The organism is Parazoarcus sp. PS-13 R2A (genome assembly GCF_057621855.1).
Genome location: NZ_JBYEXN010000001.1, coordinates 179,115 through 195,741 on the forward strand (window position 1 = coordinate 179,115; position 16,627 = coordinate 195,741).

At 65.4% G+C, this 16,627-nt stretch carries 15 protein-coding genes and 1 other RNA gene; 10 read left to right on the forward strand and 6 right to left on the reverse strand.

Features of this window, described 5'->3' with window-relative positions; genetic code table 11:
* Positions 1 to 129 precede the first annotated feature (129 nt).
* From AC22G6_RS00850 to AC22G6_RS00865, 4 genes are all read left to right on the forward strand, one after another.
* Complete coding sequence (locus AC22G6_RS00850; RefSeq protein ID WP_487365214.1) at positions 130 to 1,221, forward strand: glycosyltransferase family 9 protein; 1,092 nt, start codon at positions 130 to 132, stop codon at positions 1,219 to 1,221.
* A complete protein-coding gene (locus tag AC22G6_RS00855) occupies positions 1,218 to 2,333 on the forward strand; it encodes a glycosyltransferase family 4 protein (protein ID WP_487365215.1) in 1,116 nt (371 codons plus the stop codon). Before AC22G6_RS00850 ends, AC22G6_RS00855 begins: the two co-directional genes overlap by 4 nt.
* Entirely contained in the window at positions 2,333 to 3,403 is a 1,071-nt protein-coding gene (locus tag AC22G6_RS00860; RefSeq protein ID WP_487365216.1) for a glycosyltransferase, read from the forward strand. Before AC22G6_RS00855 ends, AC22G6_RS00860 begins: the two co-directional genes overlap by 1 nt.
* A 97-nt stretch (positions 3,404 to 3,500) precedes the next feature.
* The gene (locus AC22G6_RS00865; RefSeq protein ID WP_487365217.1) at positions 3,501 to 4,298 is read left to right on the forward strand and encodes a symmetrical bis(5'-nucleosyl)-tetraphosphatase; all 798 of its coding nucleotides are present in this window, start codon (positions 3,501 to 3,503) and stop codon (positions 4,296 to 4,298) included.
* 24 nt (positions 4,299 to 4,322) lie between these two features.
* Here AC22G6_RS00865 and AC22G6_RS00870 read toward each other — a convergent pair whose 3' ends face one another.
* Positions 4,323 to 5,087, reverse strand: a complete 765-nt coding sequence (locus AC22G6_RS00870; RefSeq protein WP_487365390.1) for a lysophospholipid acyltransferase family protein — start codon at positions 5,085 to 5,087, stop codon at positions 4,323 to 4,325.
* Between the two features lie 89 nt (positions 5,088 to 5,176).
* Positions 5,177 to 5,935, reverse strand: coding sequence for a GNAT family N-acetyltransferase (locus tag AC22G6_RS00875; protein ID WP_108950515.1), 759 nt, complete (start codon positions 5,933 to 5,935; stop codon positions 5,177 to 5,179).
* Positions 5,936 to 6,149: 214 nt separating this feature from the next.
* Between AC22G6_RS00875 and ilvD the strand changes: the two genes are divergently transcribed.
* The 4 genes from ilvD to ssrS all read left to right on the forward strand — a co-directional run bounded on the left by ilvD (position 6,150) and on the right by ssrS (position 8,802).
* Positions 6,150 to 8,000, forward strand: coding sequence for a dihydroxy-acid dehydratase (gene ilvD, locus AC22G6_RS00880; protein WP_487365218.1), 1,851 nt, complete (start codon positions 6,150 to 6,152; stop codon positions 7,998 to 8,000).
* 93 nt (positions 8,001 to 8,093) lie between these two features.
* The gene (locus tag AC22G6_RS00885; RefSeq protein ID WP_108950517.1) at positions 8,094 to 8,288 is read left to right on the forward strand and encodes a cell division protein ZapB; all 195 of its coding nucleotides are present in this window, start codon (positions 8,094 to 8,096) and stop codon (positions 8,286 to 8,288) included.
* 10 nt (positions 8,289 to 8,298) lie between these two features.
* Positions 8,299 to 8,595: a cell division protein ZapA gene (locus tag AC22G6_RS00890; RefSeq protein WP_108950518.1), complete on the forward strand. Its 297-nt coding sequence runs from the start codon at positions 8,299 to 8,301 to the stop codon at positions 8,593 to 8,595.
* A 23-nt stretch (positions 8,596 to 8,618) separates the two neighbouring features.
* Positions 8,619 to 8,802: non-coding RNA, 6S RNA (gene ssrS / locus AC22G6_RS00895), on the forward strand.
* A gap of 76 nt (positions 8,803 to 8,878) precedes the next feature.
* Here the strand turns inward: ssrS and AC22G6_RS00900 are convergent.
* Both AC22G6_RS00900 and AC22G6_RS00905 read right to left on the reverse strand, forming a co-directional pair.
* The gene (locus AC22G6_RS00900; protein WP_108950519.1) at positions 8,879 to 10,915 is read right to left on the reverse strand and encodes a TRAP transporter permease; all 2,037 of its coding nucleotides are present in this window, start codon (positions 10,913 to 10,915) and stop codon (positions 8,879 to 8,881) included.
* A gap of 84 nt (positions 10,916 to 10,999) precedes the next feature.
* A complete protein-coding gene (locus tag AC22G6_RS00905; RefSeq protein WP_487365219.1) occupies positions 11,000 to 11,956 on the reverse strand; it encodes a TAXI family TRAP transporter solute-binding subunit in 957 nt (318 codons plus the stop codon).
* Positions 11,957 to 12,233: 277 nt separating this feature from the next.
* Between AC22G6_RS00905 and AC22G6_RS00910 the strand changes: the two genes are divergently transcribed.
* On the forward strand, positions 12,234 to 13,691 hold the full coding sequence (locus tag AC22G6_RS00910; RefSeq protein WP_487365220.1) for a TrkH family potassium uptake protein: 1,458 nt from the start codon (positions 12,234 to 12,236) through the stop codon (positions 13,689 to 13,691).
* Between the two features lie 12 nt (positions 13,692 to 13,703).
* Here AC22G6_RS00910 and AC22G6_RS00915 read toward each other — a convergent pair whose 3' ends face one another.
* Entirely contained in the window at positions 13,704 to 14,402 is a 699-nt protein-coding gene (locus AC22G6_RS00915) for a response regulator (RefSeq protein ID WP_108950522.1), read from the reverse strand.
* Complete coding sequence (locus AC22G6_RS00920; RefSeq protein ID WP_487365221.1) at positions 14,399 to 15,646, reverse strand: DUF4118 domain-containing protein; 1,248 nt, start codon at positions 15,644 to 15,646, stop codon at positions 14,399 to 14,401. The genes AC22G6_RS00915 and AC22G6_RS00920 overlap by 4 nt, the downstream gene beginning before the upstream one ends.
* A 170-nt stretch (positions 15,647 to 15,816) precedes the next feature.
* Between AC22G6_RS00920 and AC22G6_RS00925 the strand changes: the two genes are divergently transcribed.
* A complete protein-coding gene (locus AC22G6_RS00925) occupies positions 15,817 to 16,623 on the forward strand; it encodes a sulfite exporter TauE/SafE family protein (protein WP_487365222.1) in 807 nt (268 codons plus the stop codon).
* The last annotated feature ends 4 nt before the right edge of the window (positions 16,624 to 16,627 follow it).

Sequence of the window (16,627 nt, forward strand, 5' to 3'; positions counted from 1 at the left end):
TTGATGTGCGGGCCGGAATGAGGGCTCGGGATGGCGTGCATCGAAACGTCACGCGACTGCCATCTTCCTGCAATCCCGGGGCTTCAGCATCGCCGGAATGTACACCGCCTGCGATTGTCGTCCCTGCCCATGAGCGCACCCGAGGCCCTGCCGGAAAGCGTGGTCAGCCGCGGCATGTCCCGCATCCTGCTGGTGCGTACCTCGGCGATCGGCGACATCGTCTTTGCCTCGCCCTTCGTGGCCGCCTTGCGCCAGCGCTACCCGGAAGCGCATATCGCGTGGCTGGTTGAGCCGGGTATCGATGGCCTGCTTGAAGCCGACCCCTGTATCGACGAGATCATCCTGTGGCCCAAGGCCGCATGGAGGCAGCTGTGGCAGTCCGGGCAGTACCGCGAACTGGCCGCATGCATCCGCGAATTTTCGCGGGCGCTGAAGGCACGTCGCTTCGACACCGCGATCGATCTGCAGAGTCTGCTCAAGAGTGGCTGGCTGACCTGGCTTTCGGGCGCGGACCAGCGCATCGGGCTGGGCTCGCGCGAAGGCAGTCAGCTGTTGATGACGCGGGTGGTGCCGGCCGGGGGTACGCCGGGGCAGATCAGCTCAGAGTACCGGCATCTGGCGCAGGCGCTCGGGCTCGATACGGAGCATTTTCACCCCCGCCTGCGCTTGGCGCCGACGGCGCAGCGCAAGGCGCTCGACATGCTCCGGCAGCACGGCATCGAGCCCGGGCGATATGTCGTCTTTGCGCCCTTCACCACCCGACCGCAGAAGCACTGGACCGAAGACGCCTGGCGTGCGCTCGCGTCTGGTGTGCAGCAGGAACTTGGCATGCCGGCGGTGGTGCTGGGTGGCCCCGCTGATCGTGACGCGGCGCGGCGGATTGCGCAGGCCGCGCCCGGCTCGGTTGCGCTCGCAGGCGATACCGCGCTGCCGGAAGCCGCAGCCATCGTCGAGCAGGCGGCGCTGGTGATTGGCGTCGATACCGGTCTGACACACATGGCGGTGGCATTCAAGCGGCCTCTTGTCACCCTGTTCGGTTCCACCCGACCTTACCTCGATGCCGGTCGGCCCAATGCGCGCGTGATCTGGCTTGGCCTCGCGTGCTCCCCATGTCGCCGCAGCCCGGGCTGCGACGGCGCCTTTCCCTGTATGCGGGACATCGAGCCCGCGCGCGTTCTCGACGAGGCGCGCAACGTCCTGAAGGTGGAGATTCCATCATGAAAGTCCTGCACGTCGAATCCGGTCGTCACCTCTATGGCGGTGCGAAACAGGTGCTGCACATCATGGAGGGCCTCAAGCGTCACGGGGTGGAGAACCTGCTGGCCTGTCCCACAGGCGCGCACATCGCAACGCTGGCACGTCCGCACGCGGAGGTGTTCGAGATGAGGATGAAGGGCGATGCCGATGTCGGCATGGCGCTGCGACTGCGGCGCCTGATTGCAGCCCAGGCGCCCGACATCGTCCATATTCACAGCCGGCGCGGAGCCGACCTGTGGGGCGGTGTCGCCGCCATGCTCGGACGGGTGCCGGTGGTGCTGTCGCGCAGGGTGGACAACCCCGAGCCGCAGTGGCTCGTCCGCCCCAAGTATGCGATGTACGAGCACGTGATTGCGATTTCGGACGGTATTCGCAAGGTCCTGCTCGATGAAGGCCTGAGCGAAGGCAAGGTGAGTTGCGTGCGCAGCGCGGTCGATCCTCGTCCCTACCTGGGCGATTACGACAAGGCGGTGTTTCGCGCGGGTCTCGGGCTCCCGGCGGACACGCTGATCATCGGCATGGTCGCGCAACTGATCCGGCGCAAGGGCCACCGCCACCTGTTGCAGGCGCTTGACGCAGTGCTCGCGCGTCATCCCGGCGCGCAGGTGCTGATCTACGGGCGCGGACCGCTTGAGGCTGAATTGCGCGAGGTGATCGCCGAGCGCGGGCTGCAGGGCAATGTCCGCCTGATGGGCTTCGTCAATAATCTGCCTGCGGTCATCGGCTGTTTCGACCTGCTGGTGCATCCGGCCGATCTCGAGGGGCTGGGGGTGTCGCTGCTTCAGGCTGCGGCGGCTGCGGTGCCGATCGTTGCGTGCCGTGCCGGCGGCATACCCGAGGCGGTGCGCCACGGCCTTAACGGGCTGCTGACAGCGCCCGGCGATGTTGCGGGCCTGGCTGCAGCAATCAACAGCCTGCTCGGCGATGCGGTGCTGCGCGAGCACATGGGAGCGGCCGGCCGTGCGCTGATGCTGCGCGAGTTTTCGGTCGATGCGATGTGCGAAGGCAATCTGGCGGTCTATCACAAGGTGCTGACCTCGCAGCAGGTGCTGCGCCCTGCAGGCTTGGCGGCCTGATGAAGACGCTGCATCTCATCGGCAGTGCCGAGATGGGCGGCGCGGAGCGCTGGTTTGCACGTTTTCTCGGTGCGATGACGCGGCGCCAGGAGAAGGTGGAGGCGGTGGTGCGCACTGGCTCGGCGCTGGCCCGGCGCCATCTGACCGGGGTCCCGTTCTACGAACTGCCCTTGCGCACGGTGTGGGACCCCTTGTCCCGGGTCGAAGTCTCGCGTCTTATTGCGGGCAGCGACGCGCGTATCGTGCAGACCTACATGGGCAGGGCAACCCGGCTGACGCATATCCGTCCGGGCAGGGGCAGGGTGCACGTGGCGCGGCTCGGCGGTTACTACCGGCTCGATCCGTTTCGCCATGCGCATGCCTGGATCGGCAATACCCGGGGGCTGTGCGACTGGATGGTCAAAGGCGGGCTGCCGGCGAACCGCGTGTTCCACATCACCAACTTTGCCGAGCCGGTGAAGGCGTCGGGCGCAGCCGAGCGGATCGCGCTGCGTGAGCAGATCGGCCTGAGCGATAGCGACTGCATGATGGTGACCGCAGGACGCCTGGTCGAGGTCAAGGGCCACCGCTTCCTGATCGATGCGCTCCGGCGGGCGCCGGCGGAAGTTGCGGGGCGGCGCGTGCGCCTCGTGATCCTGGGGGACGGCGAACGTCTGCTCCCCTTGCAGCAGCAGGCGGCCGAGGCCGGGGTGGCCGGGCGGATTCACTGGGCCGGATGGCAGCACGACCCCGCGCCCTGGTATCAGGCCGCCGATCTGGTGGTCTTTCCGTCGCGCGACGAAGAGACGCTCGGGAATGTCATTCTCGAGGCCTGGGGTCACGGCAAACCCCTGCTCACGACGGCATTCAGGGGCGCGCGCGAGATTGCGCGCCACGGTGAGGATGCCTGGGTCGTGCCTTGCGACGACAGTGCGGCTCTGGCGGTCGGCATCGAACAGTTGCTGCGTGACGCGGGGCTGCGACAGCGCCTGGTGCAGGCAGGGCTTGTGCGGGTGCAGAAGGATTTCTCGGAGGCGGCGGTTATCGACCAGTATCGCGCGCTCTATGCAGACCTGACCGGGGCGAACTGACCTTCGGCGGAGGCAAAATCGGTGTGCCGAGTTCAGTTTTTTCACATTAGTCGGGTAGACTCTTCGGCCAATCTCTTTTTCCCACTCCCTCGGGGCGATGGCAACGTACGCAATAGGCGATATTCAGGGCTGCCACGACGCGCTTCAGCGCTTGCTGGCGAAGATTTCGTTCGACCCCGCGGCTGACCGCCTGTGGGTCGTTGGTGATCTGGTCAATCGTGGGCCGCAGTCGGTGCAGGTGCTGCGCGCGTTGCGCGAAATGGGCGACTCGGCAAAGGTCGTGCTCGGCAATCATGATCTCTACCTGTTGATGCTCGGTGCCGGCGACAAGCGCCGGGACAAGGACGATACGCTGTACCAGGTGCTTGAGGCGCCCGACCGTGACGAGTTGCTGCACTGGCTGTCAGGCCTGCCGCTGATGCATGTCGAGGGCGATCATGTGATGCTGCATGCGGGCTTGCTGCCGCAATGGACCGTCTCCAGGGCGCAGGCGCTGGCAGCCGAAGTGAGTGCGGCGCTGACGGGGCCCGATGCGCGCCAGTTCCTGCTGCACCTTGCGGGTGACCGTCCCGACCGCTGGGACGAGTCACTCAAGGGATGGCCGCGCCTGCGCGTGATCGTGAATGCCATGACGCGCATGCGCTTCTGTACGCCTGACGGGCGCATGGCGCTGCGTGGCAAGGGGCCTCCGCACAAGGCACCGGCCGGAACCGTGCCGTGGTTTGCTGCACCGGACCGCTTCAATCGCACTCACACAATCGTATGCGGTCACTGGTCGGCGCTCGGGTTCTACCGCACGGAAGGCCTGCTTGCGCTCGACTCCGGCTGTGTCTGGGGTGGCAAGCTCACCGCAGTGCGACTCGACGACGACGAGGTGTTTCAGGTTCCCGCCTGAGCGCATCAGGCGGCAGGTGAAGCCTCAGGCCGTTTCCGGCCGCATCGACGAGACCGGGCCGATCGCTGTCTTCTGCCCGTCTGGCGCATGCTGCGTGTCTGCGCCGATTCTTGCCGCAATCATCTCCCGGGTCTGATGCGCCAGTTCGCGACGGCTGCTGTCCGGCGTGGTCGCAAGGGGCATGTCGACGGCGATACGTGCGACCAGGCGACGGTGGGCGAGGATGTTGTCCAGACATTCGCCCAGGCTGAGGTCGCCGTCATAGGCCGGGGCGCGGCTCGGGCTGCCGTCTTCCAGGTGATAGGACAACGCGAGCGTTTGCAGTGGCTGCCCGGCCTCGATGGCCGGTTGCAGCAGCGCGGCGTGGAAGTGCAGGACATGGCTGCCGTCGGTCGTCGTGCCCTCGGGAAACACCGCGACGTTGCGACCGGCGCCAAGCAGCGACGCAATCTCTGCGTTGACGATCTTCGCGTGGCCACGGCTGCCGCGGCGCAGGAAGACGGTTTCGCTCTTCGCTGCCAGCCAGCCGATGACCGGCCAGGCGCGGACTTCATGCTTGGAGATGAAGGCCGAGGGCGCAAGCGCGTTGATGACGAAGATATCGATCCACGACACGTGGTTGGCCACCAGCATGCTGCCCGGTGCGATGTCGCAGCCGCCGGGCTGAAGCGCCATGCCGAGGATGTTCAGCAGCTGCCGCGACCAGCGCTGACGCAGGCGCAGACGGGTGGCGTCGCTGCTGAGCGGATAGACCAGTGCGATCGTGAGCACGCCGCGGGCCAGGTGCAGGCCCACGCGCAAACGCCGCCAGCCACGCAGCAGCGCAGGGCTGGCGGCGTGGCCGGGGGGGGTGCGCGGTGCGCTGGCGATATTGGCGTTCAGTCTTTGCGTCCCAGGAAGTGCTTGGCGTATTTGTCCGACACCTTGTCCATCGGAATCAGCAGCGGCAGGTCGGCCGTGTTGAAGTCCGGATCCCATGCGGGGTCACCGCACACCCAGGCACCTGCACGCAGGTAGCCCTTGATCAGCGGGGGCGTCTCGGCCGGCAGGTCGCCGCGCAGCATGTCGAGCGGCAGGGCAAGCCGCGGGAATACGCGGTATTCGAGCGGGGCCAGATGCGTTTCACGCAGGCGATTATACAGACTGGCCGCAGTGTGGCCGCCGTCGGCCATGCTGACCGAGGCGCAGCCGATCAGGTAGCCGTAGCCGTTTTCCTTCATGTAGCGGGCGAGTCCGGACCACAGCAGGGTGATGACGGCGCCGCTGCGATAGTCGGGGTCGATGCAGGAGCGGCCGATCTCGACGATGCGGTTGCGCAGGTGCTGCAGGCGGGTGAGGTCGAACTCGTTTTCCGAATAGTAGCCGCCGACCTTGCATGCGGCAGACGGCGACAGGATGCGATAGGTGCCGACGATGCGTCCGGCGTCTTCGTCGCGCACGATGAGGTGTTCGCAGAAGGGGTCGTAGATGTCGCGGTCAACACCCGGCGTGCGGGTGGAAAGGCGGGCGCCCATCTCTTCGGCGAATACGCGGTAGCGAAGCTTCTGGGCTTCGAGAATCTCGGTGTCGCAGGTGGCGAGTCCGACGTGAAAATTGCGGCCGGGGCGGTTTGCGACTTGCTGGCGGGTCTGGAGCATGGCGTGCGTCCCTTTCCGATTTGGGGTGTGGCCATTTTCGAAACTCTGCGTTGCGACACGGTGACGTCGCGGTTACGGTGCGATGACGCTTTTCTGCCGCGGTCCGGCGGGCGTTTGTGCAGGGATGCTGGCGAACAGGCAAACCCAATGTTCCGGAGTGCCCATTGCGGGGTTAGAATCATCGGCTTTCCTGCAGAATTTCCGGAGCGCCGTCATGCCCCAGTATCGTTCCCGTACCTCCACCGCCGGCCGCAACATGGCGGGCGCCCGCGCGCTCTGGCGCGCGACCGGCATGAAGGACGGTGACTTTGAAAAGCCGATCATCGCCATCGCCAACAGTTTCACCCAGTTCGTGCCAGGGCATGTGCACCTGAAGGACATGGGGCAGCTGGTCGCGCGCGAGATCGAGAAGGCCGGCGGCGTCGCCAAGGAATTCAATACCATCGCGGTCGATGACGGCATCGCCATGGGGCATGGCGGCATGCTCTATTCGCTGCCTTCGCGCGACCTGATCGCCGACAGCGTCGAGTACATGTGCAACGCCCACACCGCAGACGCGCTGGTGTGCATCTCGAACTGCGACAAGATCACCCCGGGCATGCTGATGGCCGCATTGCGCCTGAACATCCCGACCATCTTCGTCTCCGGTGGCCCGATGGAAGCCGGCAAGGTGAAGTGGGAAGCCAAGGTCATCTCGCTCGACCTGGTCGATGCGATGGTGAAGGCGGCCGACAAGAACTGCTCCGACGAAGAAGTCGACGCCATCGAGCGCTCGGCATGTCCGACCTGCGGTTCATGCTCCGGCATGTTCACCGCCAACTCGATGAACTGCCTGACCGAGGCGCTGGGCCTGTCGCTGCCGGGCAACGGCACCACGCTGGCAACCCACGCCGACCGCGAGCGGCTGTTCAAGGATGCCGGCCATCGCATCGTCGATCTGGCCCGCCGCTACTACGAGCAGGACGACGTCACCGCACTGCCGCGCTCGATCGCCAGCTTCGAGGCGTTCGAGAACGCGATCACCCTCGATGTCTCCATGGGCGGGTCGACCAATACCGTGCTCCACCTGCTTGCTGCGGCCAAGGAAGCCGGTATCGATTTCACCATGAAGGACATCGACCGCATCTCGCGCCGCGTGCCCTGCCTGTGCAAGGTGGCTCCCGCGGTGCCGGACGTGCATATTGAGGATGTGCACCGCGCTGGCGGCATCATGAGCATTCTCGGTGAACTCGATCGTGCCGGCCTGCTGCATCGCGATGTGCCCACTGTGCACAGCAAGACGCTGGGCGATGCTCTGGCGCGCTGGGACATCATGCAGGCTCACGACAAGGCGGTGTTCGACTTCTTCCTCGCTGCGCCCGGTGGTGTGCCGACCCAGGTCGCCTTCAGCCAGAACCGGCGCTGGAACGAGCTCGACATGGACCGGGTCAAGGGCGTGATCCGCAGCAAGGCCAATGCTTTCAGCCAGGACGGCGGACTGGCCGTGCTCTACGGCAACATTGCCGAGAAGGGCTGCATCGTGAAGACCGCCGGGGTGGACGAGTCGATCTGGAAGTTCTCCGGTCGCGCCCGTGTGTTCGAGAGCCAGGAAGCCTCGGTGGAGGCCATCCTTGGCGAAGTGGTGCAGGCCGGCGATGTGGTCATCATCCGCTACGAGGGTCCCAAGGGCGGTCCGGGCATGCAGGAAATGCTGTATCCGACTTCCTACCTCAAGAGCCGCGGGCTCGGAAAGGAATGTGCATTGCTCACCGACGGTCGCTTTTCCGGCGGCACCTCGGGTCTGTCGATTGGCCACGCGTCGCCCGAAGCGGCTTGCGGCGGCGCGATTGCGCTGGTCGAGGACGGTGACGTGATCGAGATCGACATCCCGAACCGCAGCATCCGGCTGGCGATCAGCGACGAAGAACTCGCCGCCCGCCGTGACGCCATGGAGGCGAAGGGCAGTGCGGCATGGAAGCCGGTCAGCCGCGAGCGCTACGTCTCCGCGGCCCTTCAGGCCTATGCGGCGCTCACCACCTCGGCCGACACCGGCGCGGTGCGTGACGTGACGCAGGTACAGCGTTGAGCAATCGTTGAACCGGGCCCCTTCGGGGGCTCATCGCACCGGGTTCGCCCGGCTTATTGACCGCGTCATTCTCCCCCCGCTACCATCCAAGCCATGGACGCAGAACTCACCCGGCTCGAGACCCAACTCGAGCAACTCATCAGCCAGTACAGCGGACTCAAGGGCGAGAACCGCGAGTTGCGCACGCGTGTGGGCAAGCTGGAAGCCGAGAACCATCAATTGGCGGCAAAGGTACAGCTGGCGACCGAGAAACTCGAAGCCCTGCTGGCAAAGCTGCCGGAAGCCTGAGGAATACCGTATGGAATCCCTGGACATCACCTTGCTGGGCAAGGAATACCGCGTGGCCTGTACGGCTGAGACCAGGGACGGTCTGGTTGAAGCGGTCGCCTATGTCGATGGCAAGCTGAAGGAGCTGGTCGGCAAGACCAGTGCATCGGGCGAAAAACTGGCCGTGATGACCGCGCTCAACATCGCCCACGAGTTCATTCAGCATCAACGTGGAAACGGGTTTGACATGCCGGCCGCGAAGCGTAGAATCGGACTCATGCAAGCACGCCTTGACGGGGTACTGGCCCAGCAGGACAAGCTCTTTTGAGCTTTGAAAAAGCGTGCAAAATCAATCCCCTGCCGTGTTTGTTGAAGTCGTAGATTCCTTGAACCAATAGTCGAGAGACTCGGTTGCTGACCATAGATGCCGCTGGTGTGCACGCCCCTTGCCGGGTGAGCCTGAAGCGGAAGGAAAGTGACCTCCCTGAACCCTAGGTTCAGGATGCCCGGCGGAAACGGCACAGGCGGGGGGCCAAACAGAAAAGCGCAGCGCAAGCTGCGCTTTTTTCGTCTGCAGATGATGACTTTCGTCATTCATCCACTGCCGGCCATCAGTGCGCCAGCTGGCGCCGACGCCAGATCTGCAGTCCGAGCAACAGCGCAGCAGCGCCAATGCCGATCTCGTCGGTGATCGGCAGCGCGGCGACCAGACAGATTGCAGCCAGCAGCGCACCGACTCTTTCCGGCCAGCTCACCGGTTGCCACAGATAGCCCACCGAAGCGACGCCCCACAGGCCGATGGCGAGCACGGCCTTGAAGACGATCCACACCACTGCCAGCACGGTCGGGTCGCCCTGCAGCATCAGTTCGGGCGCGTAGACCGCCATGTAGGGAATGATGAAGCCGGCCATCGCGATTCGCACCGCCTGCACACCGATCTTCATGCCGGACACGCCCGCGATCGGCGCCGCTGCGAACGCGGCCAGTGCGACCGGCGGCGTCAGGTCCGCGAGAATGCCGAAGTAGAACACGAACATGTGGCTGACGATCAGCGGCACGCCGAGCTCGAGCAGGGCCGGTGCGGCCAGCGACGAGGTGATGATGTAGTTGGGGATGGTCGGGATGCCCATGCCCAGCAGCAGGCAGACCAGCATGGTCAGTACCAGCGACAACAGCATGTTGTTTTCGCCGAGGGTGATGATCATGTTGGCAAACGAGGTCGCGGCACCGGTCAGGGTCAGTACGCCGATGATCACGCCCACCAGCGCGCAGGCCACGCCCACCGGCAGCGCATGACGCGCGCCGTCGGCCAGCGCATTCACCGCCAGTCGCAAGGTCTCGCGTCCGCCATGGATAAAGGCGCAGACAAGCACCAGCAGCGCGATCAGGACGAAAAAGGCGTCGATGCCCCACTTCAGAAAGCCGGAGCAGGCGATGCCGAGCGCGATCCAGAATGCCACCCGCAGGGCGTTGCCTTTGAGCCGGAGCGCAATCGCGGCACCGAAGATCAGTACGGCGGTGAGCGCCAGCCCGACGGTGCCGGAGAACAGCGGGGTGTAGCCGGAGAACAGCAGCCACACCAGAATGCCCAGCGGCAGCAGCAGATACCAGCCACGCCGGATGGCCTCCCATGCGTTCGGGCATTCGCTCTTCGCGAGCCCGTGCAGGCCGGCGCGACCGGCTTCCAGGTGCACCATCCAGAAGGCAGTGACGAAATAGAGCACCGCGGGAATGATGGCGGCCGTAACGATCTCGACATAGGCCACGCCAATGGTCTCTGCCATGATGAAGGCCACCGCGCCCATTACCGGCGGCATGATCTGCCCCCCCATGCTGGAGGTGGCCTCCACTCCGCCGGCAAACTCCGGGCGGTAGCCGAAGCGCTTCATCAACGGAATGGTGAATTGTCCGGTGGTGACGACGTTGGCCACGCCGGAGCCGTTGATCGTGCCCATCAGTCCGGAGGAAATCACCGACACCTTGGCCGGTCCGCCGCGCGTGTGACCGACGGTGCCCAGTGCAAAGTTGGTGAAGAGCTGGATCATGCCGGCCTGTTCGAGAAAGGCGCCGAACAGGATGAACAGGAAGATGTAGGTCGAGCTGACGTAGGTCGGGACGCCGTAGATGCCTTCGGTGCCGAAGGTGAGGTGTTCGATCAGCTGTGAGAAATCATAGCCCCTGTGTGCGAGGTCGCCGGGGAGGTACTGGCCGAAGGCGGCGTAGGCGAGGAAGGTCGCGCAGATGAGCGGAAGTGCCGCACCCATCATGCGCCGTGCGCCTTCGAACACCATGATCAGGGTGATGGTGCCGACCACGAGATCGGTCTGCGTCGGGTCTCCCGCGCGCTGGATCAGGTCGCCCTCGTAAATCCAGTGGTAGAACGCCAGCACGAATCCGGTTGCGCCGATCAGCCACGCCAGTGACGGTACGCTGCGCCTGCGGGGCAGCCACACCGGAAACGAGGCAAAGGTCATCAGCAGCAGAAAGCCGACGTGTATCGCCCGTACGACCTGGGACGACAGTGGGTGATAGGCCGCGATGACGATCTGATAGGCCGAAAAGGCTACTGCGATCAGGAACAGCGCACGTGCCTGGAGGCCCTTTTCGCGCTCCCAGCCGAAGGGTGTGAGCGAGCTGTTTTCGGACATGTGAAACTCCGGTCAGACGGATGCAGTCTGCACCGCCGGGGCGGGCAGACTGCAGGGGTGGGGCTGGGGTCAGCCCGAGGACGACTACTTCAGCAGGCCGACTTCGCGGTAGTAACGCTCGGCACCCGGGTGCAGCGGCAGCGGCACGGCGGCAGCGTCTTCCTTGGTGATGCCCTTGGCGGCGGCGTGCGCGTTGACGAGCTGGTCGAGGTTTTCGAACATGGTCTTCGTCATCGCATACACGGCTTCGTCGGATACGCCCGAATGGGTGACCAGAATGTTGCGGATGCGTACGGTCGGTACGTCTGCGGTCTGTCCCTGGTAAGTGTTGGCCGGAATGACGCTGGCCTGATAGGCCGCATCGCCGATCTTGGCAACAACGTCGGTCGATACCGGGACCACCGTGATCTGCAGCGCATTGGCGAGGTCGCGCAGTGAGGCGACGCCAAGACCGGCCGATTGCAGCGTGGCGTCGAGCTGGCGGTTCTTGATCAGCTCGACCGATTCGCCGAACGGCAGGTACTCCACCTTGCCGAGGTCGTCGTACGTCATGCCCGCGCCCTTGAAGATTGCACGTGCGTTCAGTTCGGTGCCTGAGCGTGCGGCGCCCACCGAGACCCGCTTGCCCTTCAGGTCGGCCAGGGTCTTGATGCCGGAGTCGCTGGCGGCGACGATCTGGATGTAGTTGGGGTAGATCGCAGCCACGCCGCGCAGCTTGCTGAGCTTGGTCTTGAAGCCTGCCTCCTCGACGCCGTTCCATGCATCGGAAACCGCGTCGCCGAGGGCGAAGGCAATCTCGCCGCGCCCGGCCTGGAGCAGGTTGAGGTTTTCCGCGCTGGCCTTGGTGGACTGCACGCTGACCTTTGCATTCGGCAAGGCATTGCCGTAGAGCTGGGACAGGGCGACGCCGAGCGGGTAGTACACGCCACTGGTGCCGCCGGTCAGCACATTGACGAATTGCTGGGCGTGCGCAGATTGTGCGCCAACAGAGGCGCCAAGCATCATGCCGGCCGCCAGGCCGAGGGTGCGAATCAGTCTCATCGAATGTCTCCTACCTTGATTGTTGTATGTCAAAGGATGCATCGAAGTCGCCCGTTCTGGCGCCGGGTCGAGATCAATGGCCCACTGTGCCCTCGAATGCGTACGCACGGCTATCCGTGTTTGCCCGAATACAGGTGGGGTGCGAAGCCCTCCCGCCCTGCGTCCTGCGCGGGTGCTGCGGTGCGGAATCTTTACACCATCTTTACGCCTTTCTCCCTAGCATTCGCATCCTTTCCCGGGTGATCCGGCGGGTGCAAGCGCGCGCCGGACTGATCAGATGCGCAGCTACTTTCCGGTGATCGGTGCGCTTGGCCTTGTCCTGATGCTGTTCGGGCTGGTCATGGCGTTTCCGCTTGCGGTCTCGTATTTTCTGGATGACGGCGCGGTAACGGCGTACGACGAAGCCTTGCTGGTGACGGTCGCCTGCGGTCTGCTGGCCTGGCTCACGACCCGCGCGCGACGCCGCGATCTGCGGGTACATGACGGCTTTCTGCTGGTTGCGGCGACCTGGATCGTGGTACCGGTGTTCGGCGCCATGCCGCTGATGCTCTACATGCCGGCGCTGTCCTTCACCGATGCCTATTTCGAGGCCGCCTCCGGCCTGACCACGACCGGTGCGACCGTGCTGACCGGGCTCGAATACCTGCCGATCTCGATCAACCTGTGGCGCACCTTCATGCACTGGGTCGGCGGCATGGGGGTGATCGTCCTGATGGTGGCGGTGCTGCCGCTGCTGGGCATCGGCGGGCGGCAGGTGTTCAAGGCGGAAACGCCGGGACCGATGAAGGAATCGGGGCTGACGCCGCGTATTGCCGAAACGGCAAAGGGGTTGTGGACGGTCTACGCGCTGCTCACACTGGCCTGCGGTCTATCCCTGTGGTGGGCCGGCATGAAGCCGTGGGAGGCGGTGATCCATGCGTTCTCGATCATGGGCCTGGGGGGCTTCTCCGATCGTGATGCCAGTCTCGGGGGCTTTGACAGCCTGCCCATCGAGCTGGTCACCATGGGCTTTGCGCTGCTGTCCGGGGTGAACTTCGCCACCCACTACCTTGCGCTGGTGCGGCGCAGTCCCGGTGCCTACCTTCAGGACCCCGAGGTGCCGTGGTTCTTCGGCACGCTCGTCGTCATGATTGCCGCCCTGACGCTCTATCTGATGCAGTTCCATGTCTATGCGGACATGCCCACCACCCTGCGCTATGTCGCCTTTCATGCGATTTCGCTGGCCACTTCGCTCGGGCTGGCCACCTATGACTACACCTTGTGGCCGATGTTTGCGCAGATCTGCGTCCTTTTTCTGTGTAGCTTCGCCGCCTGTTCGGGCTCGACCGGAGGCGGCATCAAGATGATGCGGGCGATCATCCTGTACAAACAGTCCTATCGAGAGATCGTGCGTTCGCTGCACCCAAGCGCGGTGCTGCCGCTCCGGCTCGGGCGCCAGGCGATCTCGGAAGGGGTTCTCCACGCGGTGCTGGCCTTCAGCTTCATGTACATGGTGACCATCGTCAGCCTCACGCTGGTGCTTGCCGCAACCGGCCTCGACCTAATCACCGCGTTCTCCGGCGTGGTCGCCTGTCTCAACAATGCAGGCCCCGGACTGGGGGCGGTGGGGCCGGCGTCCAACTACCAGGGGTTGAGCGACCTGCAGACCTGGATTCTGAGTTTCTCCATGATCCTCGGGCGGCTGGAAATCTTCACCCTGCTGGTGGTGATGACGCCGACCTTCTGGCGCCGCTGAACGCCCGGCTGCCTAAAGTACCAGGCGATAACCGACGCCGGATTCGGTCAGGATGTGGGCGGGGAAGCCGGGGTTCGGCTCCAGCTTGCGCCGCAATCCGCCCATGTACACCCGCAGGTAGTGGTTGTGTTCGACATGGTTCGGCCCCCATACGGCGGCCAGCAGCTGACGGTGGGTGAGGACGCGGCCTGCGTTGGCAATCAGATGGCCGAGGAGCTTGAATTCGATCGGCGTCAGGCGCACCGGCTCGCCATTGCGGGTGACGCTGCGCTGGGCGAGGTCGACCTCGATCTCGCCGAAGCTCACGGTCGACAAGCCCTCTGACGGGCGCAGCGACCGTCGGAGCAGGGCCCTGACCCTGGCCAGCAGCTCGGCGATGCCGAATGGCTTGGTGAGGTAGTCGTCCGCACCTGCGTCGAGTGCGGCAACCTTGTCGTGTTCGTCGCTGCGCGCGGACAGCACCAGCACCGGCATGCCCGACCACGCCCGCAACGCGGCGAGCACCGCAAGCCCGTCCTCGTCCGGCAGGCCGAGGTCGAGGATGAGCAGATCGGGTTTGCGCGAGTTCAGTTCGATGCGCGCACGCGCCGCGGTGCCGGCTTCGCTGACCACGCAGCCGGCCGACTCCAGCGCGGTGCGTACAAAGCGGCGAATGCCGGGCTCGTCGTCCACGATCACGACGGCGGGCGGGTGGGTGAGGGCGTCTTTCACGCTTCGCTGTCCGGGGGCTGAGGTGGGGTGGAAAGGGGCAGGCGCAGGGTGACGCGTGCGCCACCGCCGGGCGGGCTGTCGATCTCGACCCTGCCGCCATGGGCGCCGACGATCGCGCGCACGATGGCGAGGCCAAGGCCGGTGCCTGAAGGCGGGCTTCCCGCCGCCGGCAGTCCGGGCCCGTCATCGCTTACGCTGAGGCTCAGCATCCCGGCATCGGCGCTGGCCGCGATGTCGATCCGGCCCGCCGGCGGCGTGTGGTGGGCGGCGTTCTCCAGCAGATTGCACAGCACCCGCTCCATCAGGACCGGGTCAACATCGATCAGCGGCAGGGTGTCGGGCAGGCCGATGGCGATCCTGTGCGTGTTCAGCAGGCTGCTGCGGGCCTGCATCGCCGCACCGACCACTTCCTCCAGCGGCAGCCACTCGCGGCGCAAGGTGACCGCACCCGACTGCAGCCGGGCGAGGTCGAGCAGGTCGCGGGCGAGTGCGTGCGTGCGCAGCGCTTCGGCGCGGATCGCGTCCGCCAGCTCGGCCTGTGCCGGGGGCAGCGGCGGCCCGGCCAGCGGCAGGGCTTCGGCCAGCCCGGCCAGCGCGGTCAGCGGCGTACGCAGGTCGTGCGACAGCGTCGCCAGCAGGGCGCTGCGCATGCGCTCGGCCTCGATCTCGATCCGGTTGCGCTCGGCCTCGGCGAGGTAGTGCTCGCGCTCGATAGCGGTGGAAAAGAGCGTGGCGTAGGTCTCCCGCAGCGAGGCCGGTGTGTCGGGGCCCAGTGCATCCATGCTGCGCGCGCGCAGGGCGCCGATCTGTTCGGCATTGACCGCAGCGGACAGGGCCTGGGCGATTTCGTAGAGCTGTCGGGATTCACGTTCCCGCGCCTCGGCATCATCGCGCTCGCGGCCGAGGCGGGTGGCCAGGGCGGCGGTGGTCAAGGCGACAGCCAGCAGCACGGCGAAGGTCAGCAGGTACTGCAAGTCGCTCACCGCCAGGGTGAAGTGCGGGTGAACGAAGAAGAAATCGAACAAGGCCACCGAGAGAAAGGCGGCGAGTACCGCCGGGCCGCGGCCGAAGCGAACCGCGGAAAACATCACCGCCAGCGGAAACAGCATGGCGATGTTGGCCAGGTCGAATGCGCCGAGCAAGGGGGCGCCGATACCGGCAACCGCGCCGACCGTGATCGCGGCATAAAGGTAATCCTTCCAGCGCAGTGGTGCGGCAAGGGCGGTTGGCGGGGGCTGATCCATGTCCGAACTCTAGCGCGAAGCGGGTTCGTCCGGTGTGCATGCGGCGCGCTCGCCGATCCCCGCGTGTTTGCGTCCGGCATGTGTGGCTCTTGCGTCCCGGCGCCTAACTGGCCACCATTCGGCCCTTGTCGCGACGGACGTCGTCGCGCGCAGCGAGGGTGTCTGGCGCAATGGAATTCGATCTGTGGTTGGTGGCCTACCTGGGCCTGGGTGCGATTGTCGGTTTTTTTGCCGGTCTGCTCGGCGTGGGGGGCGGCGGCATCATGGTGCCGATGCTGACGACCTTCTTCGTCGCCCAGGGCTTCCCGCATGAGCAGGTTCTGCACATGGCGCTGGGTACGTCGATGGCGACCATCGTGCTGACCTCGGTATCCAGCCTGCGGGCCCATCATGCGCGTGGGGCCGTGCACTGGAATATCGTTCGCAGTATTACCCCTGGCATCCTGCTGGGGACATTTGGCGGTACCTTCATCGCGTCGCGGGTGGATACGGTGCCGCTGGCGATCTTCTTTGTCTGCTTCATGGCCTACGTGTCCATCCAGATGCTGCTCAACGTCAAGCCCAAGCCCTCGCGCAATCTGCCCGGTACCGCAGGGATGACCGCGGTCGGCATGGGCATTGGCGGCGTGTCGGCGCTGGTGGCGATCGGCGGCGGATCGCTGTCGGTGCCCTTCATGACCTGGTGCAACGTCAAGGTTCAGCACGCCATCGGCACCTCGGCCGCGATCGGTCTTCCGATTGCCGTGGCCGGAACGGTGGGTTACCTGGTCAATGGCTGGTCGGTCGCCGGCACGCCGTCGCTGTCTTTCGGCTATATCTACCTGCCGGCGCTGGTGCAGGTTGGTATCGTCAGCATTTTCATGGCGCCGGTCGGCGCTTCATTTGCGCACCGTCTGCCGGTGGCGACGCTCAAGAAGATCTTCGCCGGCGTGCTGATGCTGCTGTGTGCCAAGATGCTTTATTCGCTGTTTGCCTGAGCGG